This is a genomic window from Propylenella binzhouense (assembly GCF_009866965.1).
GTDB classification, from domain to species: Bacteria; Pseudomonadota; Alphaproteobacteria; order Rhizobiales; family Afifellaceae; genus Propylenella; species Propylenella binzhouense.
On record NZ_SPKJ01000001.1, the window covers coordinates 1 to 12,379 of the forward strand.

19 protein-coding genes are annotated in these 12,379 nt (G+C 62.4%); 14 read left to right on the top strand and 5 right to left on the bottom strand.

The window, feature by feature from the left end; genetic code table 11:
* Positions 1-1,483, top strand: a 1,483-nt coding sequence (locus tag E4O86_RS00005) for an amylo-alpha-1,6-glucosidase (RefSeq protein ID WP_161138467.1), incomplete at its 5' end; no start/stop codon positions are given.
* Positions 1,484-1,539: 56 nt separating this feature from the next.
* Here the strand turns inward: E4O86_RS00005 and E4O86_RS00010 are convergent.
* Positions 1,540-1,881 carry a DUF5335 domain-containing protein gene (locus E4O86_RS00010; protein ID WP_161138468.1) on the bottom strand — a complete coding sequence of 114 codons (342 nt, stop codon included), beginning with the start codon at positions 1,879-1,881 and terminating at the stop codon, positions 1,540-1,542.
* A 296-nt stretch (positions 1,882-2,177) separates the two neighbouring features.
* Between E4O86_RS00010 and E4O86_RS00015 the strand changes: the two genes are divergently transcribed.
* From E4O86_RS00015 to E4O86_RS00030, 5 genes are all read left to right on the top strand, one after another.
* Positions 2,178-3,089, top strand: coding sequence for a DnaJ C-terminal domain-containing protein (locus E4O86_RS00015; RefSeq protein ID WP_161138469.1), 912 nt, complete (start codon positions 2,178-2,180; stop codon positions 3,087-3,089).
* Positions 3,090-3,440: a chaperone modulator CbpM gene (locus E4O86_RS00020; RefSeq protein ID WP_129608294.1), complete on the top strand. Its 351-nt coding sequence runs from the start codon at positions 3,090-3,092 to the stop codon at positions 3,438-3,440.
* Between the two features lie 50 nt (positions 3,441-3,490).
* A complete protein-coding gene (locus E4O86_RS23340; protein ID WP_246206048.1) occupies positions 3,491-3,754 on the top strand; it encodes a hypothetical protein in 264 nt (87 codons plus the stop codon).
* Positions 3,639-3,965, top strand: a complete 327-nt coding sequence (locus tag E4O86_RS23345; RefSeq protein ID WP_246206013.1) for a phosphate-starvation-inducible PsiE family protein — start codon at positions 3,639-3,641, stop codon at positions 3,963-3,965. Before E4O86_RS23340 ends, E4O86_RS23345 begins: the two co-directional genes overlap by 116 nt.
* A gap of 277 nt (positions 3,966-4,242) precedes the next feature.
* On the top strand, positions 4,243-4,761 hold the full coding sequence (locus E4O86_RS00030) for a nucleotide exchange factor GrpE (protein ID WP_161138470.1): 519 nt from the start codon (positions 4,243-4,245) through the stop codon (positions 4,759-4,761).
* A gap of 271 nt (positions 4,762-5,032) precedes the next feature.
* Here the strand turns inward: E4O86_RS00030 and E4O86_RS23980 are convergent, their stop codons facing one another.
* A complete protein-coding gene (locus E4O86_RS23980) occupies positions 5,033-5,425 on the bottom strand; it encodes a hypothetical protein (protein ID WP_161138471.1) in 393 nt (130 codons plus the stop codon).
* Between the two features lie 280 nt (positions 5,426-5,705).
* Between E4O86_RS23980 and E4O86_RS00040 the strand changes: the two genes are divergently transcribed.
* Positions 5,706-6,017, top strand: coding sequence for a hypothetical protein (locus E4O86_RS00040; RefSeq protein ID WP_161138472.1), 312 nt, complete (start codon positions 5,706-5,708; stop codon positions 6,015-6,017).
* A 74-nt stretch (positions 6,018-6,091) separates the two neighbouring features.
* Here the strand turns inward: E4O86_RS00040 and E4O86_RS00045 are convergent, their stop codons facing one another.
* The 3 genes from E4O86_RS00045 to E4O86_RS00055 form a co-directional block, all read right to left on the bottom strand.
* A complete protein-coding gene (locus E4O86_RS00045; protein WP_161138473.1) occupies positions 6,092-6,310 on the bottom strand; it encodes a hypothetical protein in 219 nt (72 codons plus the stop codon).
* Positions 6,311-6,408: 98 nt separating this feature from the next.
* Positions 6,409-6,699 carry a glutaredoxin family protein gene (locus E4O86_RS00050; RefSeq protein ID WP_161138474.1) on the bottom strand — a complete coding sequence of 97 codons (291 nt, stop codon included), beginning with the start codon at positions 6,697-6,699 and terminating at the stop codon, positions 6,409-6,411.
* Between the two features lie 12 nt (positions 6,700-6,711).
* A complete protein-coding gene (locus tag E4O86_RS00055) occupies positions 6,712-7,443 on the bottom strand; it encodes a peroxiredoxin (RefSeq protein ID WP_161138475.1) in 732 nt (243 codons plus the stop codon).
* A gap of 178 nt (positions 7,444-7,621) precedes the next feature.
* On the opposite strand from E4O86_RS00055, the gene trxC reads away from it, so the two are divergent.
* The 7 genes from trxC (at position 7,622) to E4O86_RS00090 (ending at position 12,379) form a co-directional block, all read left to right on the top strand.
* Positions 7,622-8,071 (top strand): thioredoxin TrxC, encoded by a 450-nt coding sequence (trxC, locus tag E4O86_RS00060; RefSeq protein ID WP_161138476.1) that lies wholly within the window; start codon positions 7,622-7,624, stop codon positions 8,069-8,071.
* A gap of 155 nt (positions 8,072-8,226) precedes the next feature.
* The gene (locus tag E4O86_RS00065) at positions 8,227-8,709 is read left to right on the top strand and encodes an Hsp20 family protein (RefSeq protein WP_161138477.1); all 483 of its coding nucleotides are present in this window, start codon (positions 8,227-8,229) and stop codon (positions 8,707-8,709) included.
* Positions 8,710-8,804: 95 nt separating this feature from the next.
* The gene (locus E4O86_RS00070; protein ID WP_161138478.1) at positions 8,805-9,311 is read left to right on the top strand and encodes an Hsp20/alpha crystallin family protein; all 507 of its coding nucleotides are present in this window, start codon (positions 8,805-8,807) and stop codon (positions 9,309-9,311) included.
* Positions 9,312-9,388: 77 nt separating this feature from the next.
* On the top strand, positions 9,389-10,120 hold the full coding sequence (locus tag E4O86_RS00075) for an ETC complex I subunit (protein WP_425500099.1): 732 nt from the start codon (positions 9,389-9,391) through the stop codon (positions 10,118-10,120).
* Positions 10,121-10,129: 9 nt separating this feature from the next.
* Positions 10,130-10,540 carry a DNA-directed RNA polymerase subunit omega gene (locus E4O86_RS00080; RefSeq protein ID WP_161138480.1) on the top strand — a complete coding sequence of 137 codons (411 nt, stop codon included), beginning with the start codon at positions 10,130-10,132 and terminating at the stop codon, positions 10,538-10,540.
* Positions 10,515-10,880 (top strand): SPW repeat protein, encoded by a 366-nt coding sequence (locus tag E4O86_RS00085; protein WP_161138481.1) that lies wholly within the window; start codon positions 10,515-10,517, stop codon positions 10,878-10,880. The genes E4O86_RS00080 and E4O86_RS00085 overlap by 26 nt, the downstream gene beginning before the upstream one ends.
* 113 nt (positions 10,881-10,993) lie before the next feature.
* Positions 10,994-12,379 (top strand): DegQ family serine endoprotease, encoded by a 1,386-nt coding sequence (locus E4O86_RS00090; protein ID WP_161138482.1) that lies wholly within the window; start codon positions 10,994-10,996, stop codon positions 12,377-12,379.

Genomic DNA, 12,379 nt, shown 5'->3' on the forward strand with positions numbered 1-12,379 from the left:
CGGCGGGCCGCTGCGGCGCGGCTTCGGCGTGGCGCTGCGGGATGCGCGGGCTGCGCTGCGGCGGTCGTCGGCCCGGGCCGCGGCCGTCGAAACCTCGAACGAAATCTTCAACGAAGCGGTGCGCCGCTCGGTGTCCGACCTCAATATGCTGGTCACGGATACGCCGGAGGGACCTTTTCCCTATGCTGGCATTCCCTGGTTCAGCACAGTTTTCGGCCGCGACGCCCTGATCACGGGGCTGCAGACCCTTTGGCTGGACCCGGCGATCGCACGAGGCGTCCTGCTTCATCTCGCGGCGAACCAGGCGGCCGATTTCGATTCGACGGCTGATGCCGAGCCTGGCAAGATCTTGCACGAGGTCCGTTACGGCGAGATGGCCGAACTGAAGGAGGTGCCGTTCCGCCGCTATTACGGCAGCATCGATTCGACGCCGCTCTTCGTCATGCTGGCCGGCGCCTATCTGGAGCGGACCGGCGATGCCGTCACGCTTCACCGGCTGTGGCCGAGTATCGAGGCGGCCCTGTCCTGGATGGACCGGCATGGCGACCGCGACGGCGACGGCTTCATCGAGTACGGCCGGCGCAATCCCGACGGCCTGGTCAACCAGGGCTGGAAGGACAGCCACGATTCCGTCTTCCATGCCGATGGTTCCCTTGCCCGGGGGCCGATCGCGCTCGCGGAAGTGCAGGCTTATGCCTACGGGGCTTGGCGCGCGGCAGCCACTATCGCGCGAGCTGCCGGGCGTCCGGAGCAGGCCGAGGGCTTTGAGCGACGGGCGGAAGCGATCAGGATTGCTTTCGACGCAAGCTTCTTCGATGAGTCACTCGGCACCTATGTGATGGCGCTGGACGGAGACAAGCGGCCCTGCCGGGTGCGCGGCTCCAATGCAGGGCATGTCCTGCTGACGGGCCTGGCGCTTCCGGAGCGAGCGGAAGCGGTGGTGCGGAGCCTGATGGGATCGGCGTCTTTCTCCGGCTGGGGCGTGCGCACCGTGGCCGCCACCGAGGCGCGATACAATCCGATGAGCTATCACAATGGCTCGGTCTGGCCTCACGACAACGCCCTGATCGCCGCCGGCTTTGCACGCTACGGCTTCAAGCGTGAAGCGGCTCGGATTTTCGAAGGCCTGTTCGCGGCATCGACCTATATCGATCTTCGGCGCCTGCCCGAGCTGTTCTGCGGCTTCGCGCGCCAGCACACCAGGGGCCCGACCTTCTATCCCGTGGCCTGCGCCCCGCAGGCCTGGGCCGCGGGAGCGCCGCTGTTAATGCTCCAGTCTTGCCTGGGGCTCGGTTTCGATGCGGAGCGGATTCACATCAGGTTCGATGAGCCGGTCCTGCCGGCGTTCCTCGAGGAGGTCACCATCCGCAATCTGGTGCTCGATGGAGGTTCGGCGGACGTCACGCTGCGCCGGTCCCGCTCGCAGGTGGTCGTCGATGTGCTGCAGCGCCAGGGGCCGGTCCGCGTGGTGACCACGACGTGATGATAACTGGCAGCGCCGGAGCGCCGATCGGTTGCGGACCGGGTGTCGGGCCGACATTACCGGCCGGGGGGCGGAAGCATGAGCGGCTCCGCGAGCTTGACGATTTGCTTCCGCCCCTCGCCGTCGATGATTTCCATGCTCGAGAGGCCGGTGGCGCCTTCGTCTACGGCCATGCTGCGCGGACGATGTATCAGGTGATCGAGGCCCTCGAGGGCGATGTCGACGATATCGTTCTTGGGATCATAGGTGATGCCGAGGACCGGAACCCACTTGGTGGCGATTTGATCCCCCAAGGGCAGTGCAGCGACCTCGATCTGAGCACGCTTTCCCTGCAATCCCTTGGATACGCGATCGCAGTACGACTGCCATTCGCTCTTGGAGAGTTGTCGGACGGACATGTGGAATCTCCTGTGTGGTTATGGCGAGTGGTGCTCCAGGAGGCTAGGACACGACGTGTCACCTCCGTGCGGAATCCGAAAACGCCGCGCGGTCATTTGTGGCCTGACCACATTGTGCCTGATGCAGATCGGTCGTGAATTGACGACCGTCATTGTCGTGGCCGCCTGAATAGGCGAAGCGATTCATCATGAGGGCGGGCTTCGCCTCGCCCATGATCAGGTTTTGCGCTTTCCGGTAGCATCCTCATACCCAGGGCAAGAATATAGATCTCTATCGAACCGCGACGGAGTGTTGATTGAGCGAAGATCCCTACAGGGTGCTGGGTGTGAGGAAGGAGGCCAGTCAGGAGGAGATCCAGAAGGCCTACCGCAAGCTGGCAAAGAAGCTGCACCCCGATCTCAATCCCGGCAACAAGCAGGCCGAGGAGCAGTTCAAGGCGGCCTCGGCGGCGTATGACCTGCTGAGCGATCCCGAAAAGCGCGCGCGCTTCGATCGCGGAGAGATTGACGCCGAGGGTCATGAGCGCCCGCGCCAGCGCTACTACCGGGATTTCGCCGGAGCGGCCGCCGGGGAGCATCCCTATGCCACGGCGGAGGGTTTCTCAGACTTCAGCGATGAAGGTGACCTGTTCTCCAGCATTTTCGGTCGCGGCGGACGTTTTAACCTGAGAATGCGGGGGCAGGATGCGCATTACCGCCTGCCGGTGGAATTCCTGGAGGCCGTCAACGGAGCGGTGCGCCGTGTCACCCTCGCCGACGGCTCGACGGTGGACGTGACGGTTCCGCCGGGCGCGCGCGACGGGCAGGTACTGCGGCTCACCGGCAAGGGAAGCGCCGGCGTCGGCGGCGGCCCGCCCGGCGATGCCTTTATCGAGATCACCGTCAAACCCCATCCGATCTTCACCCGCAAGGGGGACGACATCCACCTGGAGCTTCCTATTTCGCTTACCGAAGCCGTCATGGGGGGCAAGATTTTAGTTCCAACGCCTGGTGGGCCGGTGACGATGAGGGTTCCCAAAAGCTCCAATTCCGGGACCGTTCTGCGCCTGCGCGGCAAGGGCGTCCCGCGGGCAAACGGAACGCGTGGCGATGAATACGTCAGGCTGAAGATCGTTCTGCCGGACAAGCCCGACCCGGAACTGGAGCGGTTCGTACAAGGATGGGCCGCAGGCAAGAGCCACAATCCGCGCCGCGGCATGGGGGAATGAATGCTCGAGTTCAATGAGTTTGTTCTGCGCGTGAGGCTCAGTCAGGAGATCATTGAGGCATGGGTTGCTGAGGGTTGGTTGCGCCCGCGGCGAACGGAGCAGGGACCGGCCTTTTCGGAGATGGACGTCTCACGCGTGCAACTGATCCAAGACCTGCGCAACGACCTGGGCGTCAATGAAGAGGGCGTTGCAATCATCCTGGACCTCATTGATCAGATGCACGGTCTACGAAAGACGTTGCGCGAATTGTGCGATGCGATCGGCGTACAGCCGACTGAGCTGCAGCATCGAATATTGGCGGAAGTCCGTAGTCGGCGCCCCATTCTGCTGAAGGGGAACGACGAGCCGTGACCTGCTTGCCGACCTGAAGGTCGTGCTGCGTAAGTGCGAAGGGAGCAGGTATGAAGTTGCTCGAACGGTTGGATATCAACACAGCGCAATGGCATCTCGCGAGCACCTACGAGAAGTTCGAGCAGGTGGTCGTGCTGGCTGACTGGGCTGATCATCGTCGTCATCGCTTCTGCTGTCCGGCATTTGGCCGCCAAAATCTTGTCCAGCCTCATTCTGTCAAGTTTCGACCCGACAGATCCGGCGGTGTTCCAAACCGTCTTCGGGATGATTCTGACCCTTATTATCGCTCTGGAGTTCAAGCAATTCGATCTTGATAATGGTCAGACGTCAGCAGAGCGTTGTACAGGTCGCACAGTTGTTCTGATCGCAATGCTGGCAGTGATCCGAAAGTTTATCGCTGGCTGCAGCCATTATTGCCTTAGGCGCCGTTTACTGGCTGGTTCGCGAACAAGACCGCAAGGACCAGATCGACGTTCTGGAAAGGGGCACGCGCGAAATCCGCGACGGCGCATGATTCACGCGTAGATCGAATATCCAGCGCGAACTTGGCCACGGTCTCGATGGTTCGTCCCGACTTTTTACAGCGCGCGGGCTGGGTCTGCAGGGCCTTCGGACGAGTAATGGGACCCGCCGGCCGATCCGCGGTGCGTCACTTCGGCCAGGCGCCCCCCTACAGCTGAACTGACGGTTGTCAGGGCGGCTGTTCCTAGCCTGTGCGAATGGTCGGCCGAAGGCAGTCTGTTCAGGCCGGCTGACGAACGCCGCCGAGGATCGGGATTCATGAGATGGGTCAGGAGCGAGCATGTCGTCGCCACACAACAAAGAAGATGAGGTAGTCGCAACCGAGGCCGTAGATATTGGAACGTTGCTCGCGGAGAATGCGTCGCTCCAAGATCGCCTGCTGCGTGCGTTGGCTGAAGCTGAGAACGTTCGGCGACGGGCGGATCGTGACATGGAAGAGACGCGCAAATTTGCCGTAGCGGAATTCTCGCGCGAGCTCTTACCGATTCTCGACAATCTGCAGCGCGTTCTCGACGCGAAAAGGCGGACGGAGAACCAGGTGAGTGACGCGTTGGTAGAAGGCGTCACGACAACGTTGCGCCTTTTTCTTCAGACCCTCGAGCGCTTTGGAATCAAGAAGATCGCTGCCCTGGGAGAGCGCTTTGATCCAACCCTGCATGAGGCGCTGATGGAATCTGCGGACCAATCTCACCCGCCAGGAACTGTCACGCAGGTCCTGGAAGAAGGCTTCACTATCCATGGACGCCTTCTGAGACCAGCGAGAGTGGTGGTAGCGAAGCCGATGCGATCTGATGGCTAACATCGCCAAACCAGTTGAGGAATGCCCAACGGCAGCCACGTGAGGCTTCGCGAGGGTCATGCAACGAGTGAGCAGCGGGATCGATCTGGAGGTCGTGCAAACAGAGGTCGGGATGGGCCGAGGCTCACCATGCCGCGTCAGAGTTGCTTCGGGTGGTAGTCGCAGAAAAGTTGCTTCGGGTGGTAGTCGCAGAAAAGCCAGCAGCATGACGACACGGGCGCGTTGCCATAATCGCAAGACGCGGAGCGCGGCTGGGAAACGTTGGCGCCGCCTACGCAGCCTTCCTGCTTTCCGGCTCCCTGATCAGCGCGTCGGGATCAGATCCGACTTCCGCTGCCGACACCGGTCGCTCCCAATTCGGAACGCGCAGCGCGGGATTGGACGGACCTTCAACTGGGGCAGTTTGCAGGCTTCTGAGCGCGATGCTCTGCAACGCGAGCCACGGAAATGCTGCGGCAACGCTCATATGCGAGACGAATACCATGGAGAGAACCGCCTCTGTGAACATTTTACTAGCCTCCCGGATTATTGGCAAAGGGCCGGAAGGGCTGACCCACGCCACGACCTCATCCTGTTGCGGCTTCTCCTTCGCGGTGACCGGAATGATGAAGTCGTCCGTTATCCGCTCTTCGGCCTCGATGCGCTTGACAACGAATCCACGCAACGGCCGGAAACGCTTCCTCGTCCTCCGGACCACCAAACCATATTGTGCCAAAGCGACGGCGGATGGCGATCCGCCGTCGCTTTGGAGCTAGGTACGGCTAAACGAATTTCAAGCGTCACCGTCGAGCGGATCGGAGCAGCGCCGCCTTCACGAGCTGCCCCAAGAAAATCCGCAAGTGGAGCGGGGGGACGAACCCCGCCTGATCTCTTCGCGCGGCGTCAAAGGGCTTCGCCCATAGAGGTGATGAAGTAGCATGCCGTCTGCTTTGCAAGGAGCGGCCATGGTGCTTCTCGTGCTGGCGGGAGGACCCGTGCCGAACTTTAGTGCCGAACCCTTCTGCCGCGGGATCGCCGAGCTTCTCCGAGAGCCGGAATACCTACAAATATGTCTAGACAGGGAGCGGGAGGCGAGCGACCAATTGAAGGCTTCGTGGCCTAAGTTCTCGCCGGCGGATCGCACGCGCTGCCTGCACCTCAGCTCACTGGGGAGCGCTCCTAGCTATGTCGAATTGCTCGCCTGTCTCGAGATTGCACAGGAGATTCGCGAGCGCGAAGCCCGTGAACGTGGGAACGGTTTCAGTCTGCCTCCTTGACGCAAGGCCGGCATGGCATAGAGCGGTGGATGACGAGCCCTGGAGGCCCATGTGCTCGGCCAGACGCGAGAGCGTTACGCGTCCGGATCGGGCTCGATCGATTCAAGAATTTCAACAAGCGCGCCGACGCGTCCGGAGGGATGGGGCCGCCCCTCGTTGATCAGCGCCTCATCGGCGTTGAGCCACGCCCACGCTTCCGCCAGCTCTTCGGACGTCGCTCCCGTCTGGTTGATCTCCGCGATCAAGATCTCGTCGACGGGCCCGAGAATGACGGTGATTTCCTCCTCGGTCATTGTCTGTCCTCCGTCGTGTCCTTGTCGTGGTGGGCGACGACCGCGCGGCCGAGACGTTGTGATCTCGGTCGCCGGCCGTCGCGGTCAAATTGCGTGCTTCAACGATATCCCGCTCGGCTGAGAGCCCAGTCGAGCTCCCGCAGCGACGGCTGGACGAGCACCTGGCCGCCGATCGTCACAGTCGGGCTTCCGATCCGCCCACCCGCCAGCCATTCGAGCTGGTCGCGCGCTTCGGGATGGAGGTCCCAGTCGATGAACCGATAGGGGATGCCGGCCCGGTCCAGATGACGGCGCACCATCATGGTGATGCCGCACCAGCGGCTGCCATAGACGGCCACGTCCGCGACCTGCGGACGGTACGCAAAGGGGGAGTAGGTTGACGCATACATGGTCCAATCTCCTCAAGCCGCCTTAGGGGTTGCCAATTGGTCCAGTGCGCTGAACAAGTCGTAGATGTCGGGGACGTGCTGGAGCTTCGGCGAGACCTGCGCGTGGCGGATGATGCCGTTCTCGTCGACGATATAGAGCGCCCTTTCCGAGAAGCCGTCGGCCTCGCGCCAGACCTTGTAGCGGCGCGCGACGTCGCCCTTCGGATTGAAGTCGGCGAGCAGCGGGAAGGTCAGCCCGCGCACGGCCGCCCACGCCCCATGGCTGTAAAGGCTATCGACGGAGATGCCCATCACCTCGGCGCCGCGCTTGCGGAACTCATCGAGCTCGTGCTGATAAAGATCGAGCTGGCGGCTGCACCCCGGACTCCAGTCGAGCGGATAGAAGGCGAGGACGACACGCCGGCCGCGATAGTCGGACAGGCGAATCGTGCGGCCATTCGCGTCGGGAAGCGCGAAGTCGGGCGCGGGTTCTCCGGCGGCAAGCGGCGTGTTGACAGCATCGCCCTCCATCGGGGGCGCGTGTTCATGGAGATCGACGATGTCATCGATGGTGGGGCCGGACCGGACCTGCCTCGCATTGCCGGACACCTGGATGCGCCAGAGCTCCTGCACCATGCCATGAAGAACGGACAAAGCCTTCCTTTCGGCACTGTCGGAAAGCTGCGGCGCAAGTGAAGCAAAATCAGCCTCAAGCTGCTCAATTCGGCTCGGCCGGACATTTAAAGGGCCTGCATGGCTGTCCATGGCTAAACCTCCTTCTTCAACCTGTATCCTTTCGTTCCTTTGAGTGATGTGCCGTGAACGCCGGACGACGCCACGAGCAGTGGTGATATAAGGACGGCATTTGAGAGATGCCACTCGTGGTAGCCGGTGCGAACGCTCCCCAAATGAAGGGAAAGTGTTTGCATAAGGAATCACGTCGATGGAGAAACGTCGCGTCGTTTGCCCGAACTGTGACAGTATCAATGCCGTGCCGGTGAATCGGCCGGCCGAGGCGGCAAAGTGTGGCCGATGCCACGCGAAGCTGTTCCAAGGAACGCCGGCCGAACTTGATGCCGCCCGACTGAAGAGGCACATCGCCAATTCCGACATTCCGGTGGTCGTGGATTTCTGGGCGCCCTGGTGCGGCCCTTGCCGGGCGATGGCGCCGATCTTCGCCCAAGCCGCGAAAACGATTGAGCCGAGAGCCCGGTTCGCGAAGGTGAATGTCGATGAAAATCCTGAGGCGGCGCGCCGATATGGGGTCCAGGGGATCCCGGCTCTTTTGGCCTTTTCAGAAGGCAAGGTGGCAGCCCGGCAAGCCGGCTTGACGGACGCGAACACGCTGCGCGGGTGGGTCGAGCGCCTGGTGGTCTGTTCGAATCCAGGCTGATCGGGGGGCTTCGCCTCTTGAACCGCTAAAGCGCTGAACTAAATCAAAAAACGCCGGCTGCCACTCCGGGGCCGGCGGCGATCGGTTGGGCGCCAACGGCGCCCGGCGTTCGCCATGAAGTCTTGTATCCATGTTGCTCAAAGGAGGATGTGGCTATGAGCACCGTTTTGGATTTCTCTCCCTTGTTCCGGTCGAGCGTCGGCTTCGACCGAATGTTGAACGCGCTCGAGAATGCGAGGCGCGTCGCGTCCATCGACAATTGGCCGCCCTACGACATCGTCAAGACGGGTGAGGACGAGTACCGCATCACCATGGCGGTGGCCGGTTTCACCGAGGACGAACTGACCATCACGCAGGAGCAGAACATGCTCATGGTGGCGGGCCAGAAGTCCGGCGTGACTGAAGAGAACGGGCAATATCTGCATCGCGGTATTGCGGGCCGTGCCTTCCAGCGCCGCTTCGAACTTGCCGACCACGTGAAGGTCGTCGGCGCCAGCCTTGTCAACGGCCTGCTGACGGTCGAGCTGAAGCGCGAAATTCCCGAGGAAATGAAGCCGCGCCGGATCGCGATCGGGACTGGCGAGACGCTGCCGAGGGTCGAGGCCAGACAGGCCGAGCCCGAGAAGCTCGCCGCCTGAGGCTTTCCGTCAACGCGGTTTCTGCAAGGTGCCGGGCAGCGTGCCCGGCGCCCCGGGAAAGCTTTGCCAAACAACGAACAGAAAGGAGAAGCAGTATGAGTGTGCGTGATCTGATTCCGTGGGGTCGCTCCAGCAACCAGGCCCCCATTGTGTTTCGCGACGACGATCGCAACCCGTTTCTCTCGCTGCACCGCGAAGTGAATCGGCTTTTCGACGACGTCTTCCGCTCGTTCGACAGCCGCCTGCCGGCCTTCGGCTCGCTGTCGTCGTTCAGCGCGGCTTGGCCGAATGTCGAGATCTCCGACACCGACAAGGAGATCAAGGTGAACGCGGAAGTGCCCGGCCTCGAGGAAAAGGACATCGAGGTTCTGCTCGATGACGGCGTTCTGACGCTGAAGGGCGAGAAGCGCTCGGAAACTGAGGACAAGGACAAGCAGTTCTCGGAACGATTCTATGGCCGCTTCGAGCGCCGCATCCCGCTCGGCGTCGAGGTCGAGGAAGACAAAATCGACGCGCGCTTCAAGAACGGCGTGCTGAGCATCGTACTGCCAAAGAGCGCGAAGGCGCAGTCGCAGGTGAAGCGCATAGCGATCAAAAGCTGACAGGCCTGACTGCTGACGGCGGGCCGACTGGCTGCCGTCAGCAGCATCCTTCGCCAGAATGGGAGGGATAGGCAATGATGGAGAACATCAGACAGACGGAGAATAGCAGATCAGCCACGGTGGCGCGGACATGGCCCTTCAACGACAATCGGGTTCAGCCGCTTTCGATGGGGCGCTCGGTTTTCCCGGAGGATGCCGTCGCCCACATCTACAAGCCGTCCCGCTCGGTGATGACTTCGGGAAAGGCGCGCACGAGGGGCTGGAAGCTCCGTTTTGAGCCGCGCCGCGCACCCTTCATCGAGCCGCTGATGGGTTGGACCGGCAGCGATGACACGCTGACTCAGGTCGAGCTCAGCTTTCCGACGCTCGATTCGGCGGTTCGCTACGCTGAACGGCAAGGTCTGAACTATGTCGTGGAGGGCGACGTGCACCGCGCTCCGATAGCAGCTCGCGCGGGGCGTATGATGCATTCGTTCTCCGACGCTACCCTGAAGAAGCTCGGCCTGACGCATCTTCAGGGAACTTACGGAAAGGCTCTGGAGGACGCGGCCAACCGAAACGATCCTGTAGGCGCGGAACACTGGGATTCGCCAATGCAGCTTCTGGCTGACGCGACTTTGTCGCACGACGCCAAGCGATCGATCCTGATGAACTGGGCCTATACGGAGTACCTGATCGATCAGGCGACGAACGAGGGTATGCCGGAAAACGATCGCCCCTCTCGTCTGGACGAGGTGGAGCAGGCCTTGCTGGCGCTTGAACGCGAGGTCGCGGCCGGCGGCGCCCGCAGCACACGAAAGGCGGCGTGAGGTGCGACCATGGACCCGTCCGTCGTCTTTGATTGCGAAAGGGTTCTGCCGAACCGCTTCGCGCTGACCTTGGCAGCGGCCGCGCGTAGCCGGGCGCTTAACAGGGGACATTCTCCGCGGATCGCCCGGCCGGCGGCCAGCACGGTCGACCTCGCGCTGCACGAGATCGCTGCAAACGCCTTCACGGAGGAGGAACTCGCCCCCTTCCTGCCGAGCCAGGACGGCGCGAGGCTGCTTCCGCCTCCGGCAGGCCCCGCGCGTCGGGCCGACGCGGCTGCGCCGCTCTCTCTCGAAGCCAGATCTTTTACTGATGATTGTCATCGCGGGACCGCTTGCGGGTGGGGCATGCAGACGCCTGCTGGTGACGCATCCAACCGACAAGGAGGAATGAACAATGGCAAACTCACTGTCTTCCAGTAACCGGACGGCCTTCGATGTCGTCAACATCGTTGCCGGTCTCGGTCTTCTGCTCTCACCTTGGTATTTGGGCTTCACGAACGAAGCCTATGCCGCGTGGAATGCCTGGATTGTAGGTGCTGCCGTCGCCGTGATCGCGGCTGCCGCTCTTTTTGCATTCCATGAAGCTGAAGAGTGGGTCAATCTGGTGGCTGGCCTCTGGGCCGTGCTCGCGCCCTGGGTGCTCGGCTTCTCAGCAGTTACGGTCGCGATGTGGGCGCATGTGATTGCCGGCATCGTGGTGGCTGTAGTGGCCGGCGCTTGCATCTGGTTCGTCCGTGGCCGCCCGCTCTCAACCGCGTGATGTATTTCGGCAGGACCGGCCCGGCCCGAACGCCGGGCCGGTCATTGTGTCTTCCGTCTGACCTCAGACGGAAAGGAGGAGGCCAAACCGTCGGGTCAAACGGAGATTTGCTCATGATCAGAAAGGATACCGTCGTCCATCGAGCCATCATCGCTTTCTGGGTGGCGGCTGCAATTGTAGTGGGACTGCCCTCTTACGCTGTCGGGCAGGCGGTTCCGGGCATAGCCGGGCAACTTCCGACGCTCGCGCCCGTGCTTGAACGGGTCACTCCCGCAGTCGTCAACATCTCTGTCATTTCGGAAACGCCCGCAGTGTCCAACCCGCTCTACAACGACCCGTTTTTCCGGCGCTTCTTCGACCTGCCGGACACCCCGCCGCCTCAGCAGCGTATGAGCGCCGGTTCCGGTGTGATCGTCGACACGGCGAGAGGCCATGTGCTCACCAATCACCACGTTGTGGCGAACGCCCGGGAAATCACGGTGACTCTGAAGGATGGGCGGCGCCTGCCTGCCGAGCTTATCGGCTCGGACCAGGCGACGGATATCGCCTTGCTCAAGGTCGAGAGCCGCAATCTCGTCGCTTTGGAGATCGGCGACTCCGATCGTCTCAAGGTCGGGGACTATGTGGTTGCGATAGGTAATCCGTTCGGTCTTGGTCAAACGGTGACCTCCGGTATCGTCAGCGCGCTTGGGCGCAGCGGGATCAACAACGAGGGCTATGAGGATTTCATCCAGACGGACGCCTCGATCAACCCCGGGAATTCGGGCGGCGCATTGGTCACGCTGGACGGCAAGCTCGTCGGTATCAACACAGCGATCCTCAGCCCGGCCGGCGGCAATATCGGCATAGGCTTCGCGGTGCCCAGCAATATGGCCGTCACCGTCATGAACCAACTTGTTGCTCATGGCGAGGTGCGGCGCGGCCGGGTCGGCATTGGCATCCAGGACGTCACTCCGGACCTCGCCGAGGCGCTGGGGCTTGGCGACCTGAGGGGTGCCGTGATCGCCAATGTCGAGTCAGGCTCACCGGCTGAGCGGGCCGGTTTGCGGGTTGGCGATGTCGTCACTGCCGTTGACGGACGGGCTGTTCTCGGATCGGCCGACTTGCGCAACCGGATCGGCCTCACGCCCGCTGGAACCGATGTCAGGCTGACGGTGGCGCGCAGCGACGGCGTGCGAGAGGTCAAGGTCCGGATCGAGGCCGGCGGGCGCCCCGCGTCCTCGCAGTTGGCCAGAACGGCTTTCGAAGGCGCAAGTCTGCGGAACGCTTCTCGCCAGGAAGCGCGAGAGGCCGGATCGGACGGCGTGATTGTCGATAGCGTAACTCCTGGAAGTCGCGCCGCTCGTGCTGGCCTTCGCCCGGGCGACATGATCTTGGCGATCAATCGGATGCCCGTGATATCGGTCGATGATATCCGCCGCCAGACCTCCGACCGTCTGGCCACACTCGCCGTAGAGTTGCTGCGGAACGGCGGCCGCCTGCTGCTGATCATCAGGTAA

Bases quoted from the DNA above. Each gene is read 5' to 3' on its own strand.
- E4O86_RS00010 (WP_161138468.1), bottom strand. From the start codon at position 1,881: ATGTCCGTCCGACAACTCTCCAAGAGCGAATGGCAGTCGTACTGCGAT.
- E4O86_RS00020 (WP_129608294.1), top strand. From the start codon at position 3,090: ATGCTCGAGTTCAATGAGTTTGTTCTGCGCGTGAGGCTCAGTCAGGAG.
- trxC (WP_161138476.1), top strand. From the start codon at position 7,622: ATGGAGAAACGTCGCGTCGTTTGCCCGAACTGTGACAGTATCAATGCC.
- E4O86_RS00030 (WP_161138470.1), top strand. From the start codon at position 4,243: ATGTCGTCGCCACACAACAAAGAAGATGAGGTAGTCGCAACCGAGGCC.
- E4O86_RS00070 (WP_161138478.1), top strand. From the start codon at position 8,805: ATGAGTGTGCGTGATCTGATTCCGTGGGGTCGCTCCAGCAACCAGGCC.
- E4O86_RS00040 (WP_161138472.1), top strand. From the start codon at position 5,706: ATGGTGCTTCTCGTGCTGGCGGGAGGACCCGTGCCGAACTTTAGTGCC.
- E4O86_RS00090 (WP_161138482.1), top strand. From the start codon at position 10,994: ATGATCAGAAAGGATACCGTCGTCCATCGAGCCATCATCGCTTTCTGG.
- E4O86_RS00075 (WP_425500099.1), top strand. From the start codon at position 9,389: ATGGAGAACATCAGACAGACGGAGAATAGCAGATCAGCCACGGTGGCG.
- E4O86_RS00065 (WP_161138477.1), top strand. From the start codon at position 8,227: ATGAGCACCGTTTTGGATTTCTCTCCCTTGTTCCGGTCGAGCGTCGGC.
- E4O86_RS00085 (WP_161138481.1), top strand. From the start codon at position 10,515: ATGGCAAACTCACTGTCTTCCAGTAACCGGACGGCCTTCGATGTCGTC.
- E4O86_RS00055 (WP_161138475.1), bottom strand. From the start codon at position 7,443: ATGGACAGCCATGCAGGCCCTTTAAATGTCCGGCCGAGCCGAATTGAG.
- E4O86_RS00080 (WP_161138480.1), top strand. From the start codon at position 10,130: ATGGACCCGTCCGTCGTCTTTGATTGCGAAAGGGTTCTGCCGAACCGC.
- E4O86_RS00050 (WP_161138474.1), bottom strand. From the start codon at position 6,699: ATGTATGCGTCAACCTACTCCCCCTTTGCGTACCGTCCGCAGGTCGCG.
- E4O86_RS23340 (WP_246206048.1), top strand. From the start codon at position 3,491: ATGAAGTTGCTCGAACGGTTGGATATCAACACAGCGCAATGGCATCTC.
- E4O86_RS00045 (WP_161138473.1), bottom strand. From the start codon at position 6,310: ATGACCGAGGAGGAAATCACCGTCATTCTCGGGCCCGTCGACGAGATC.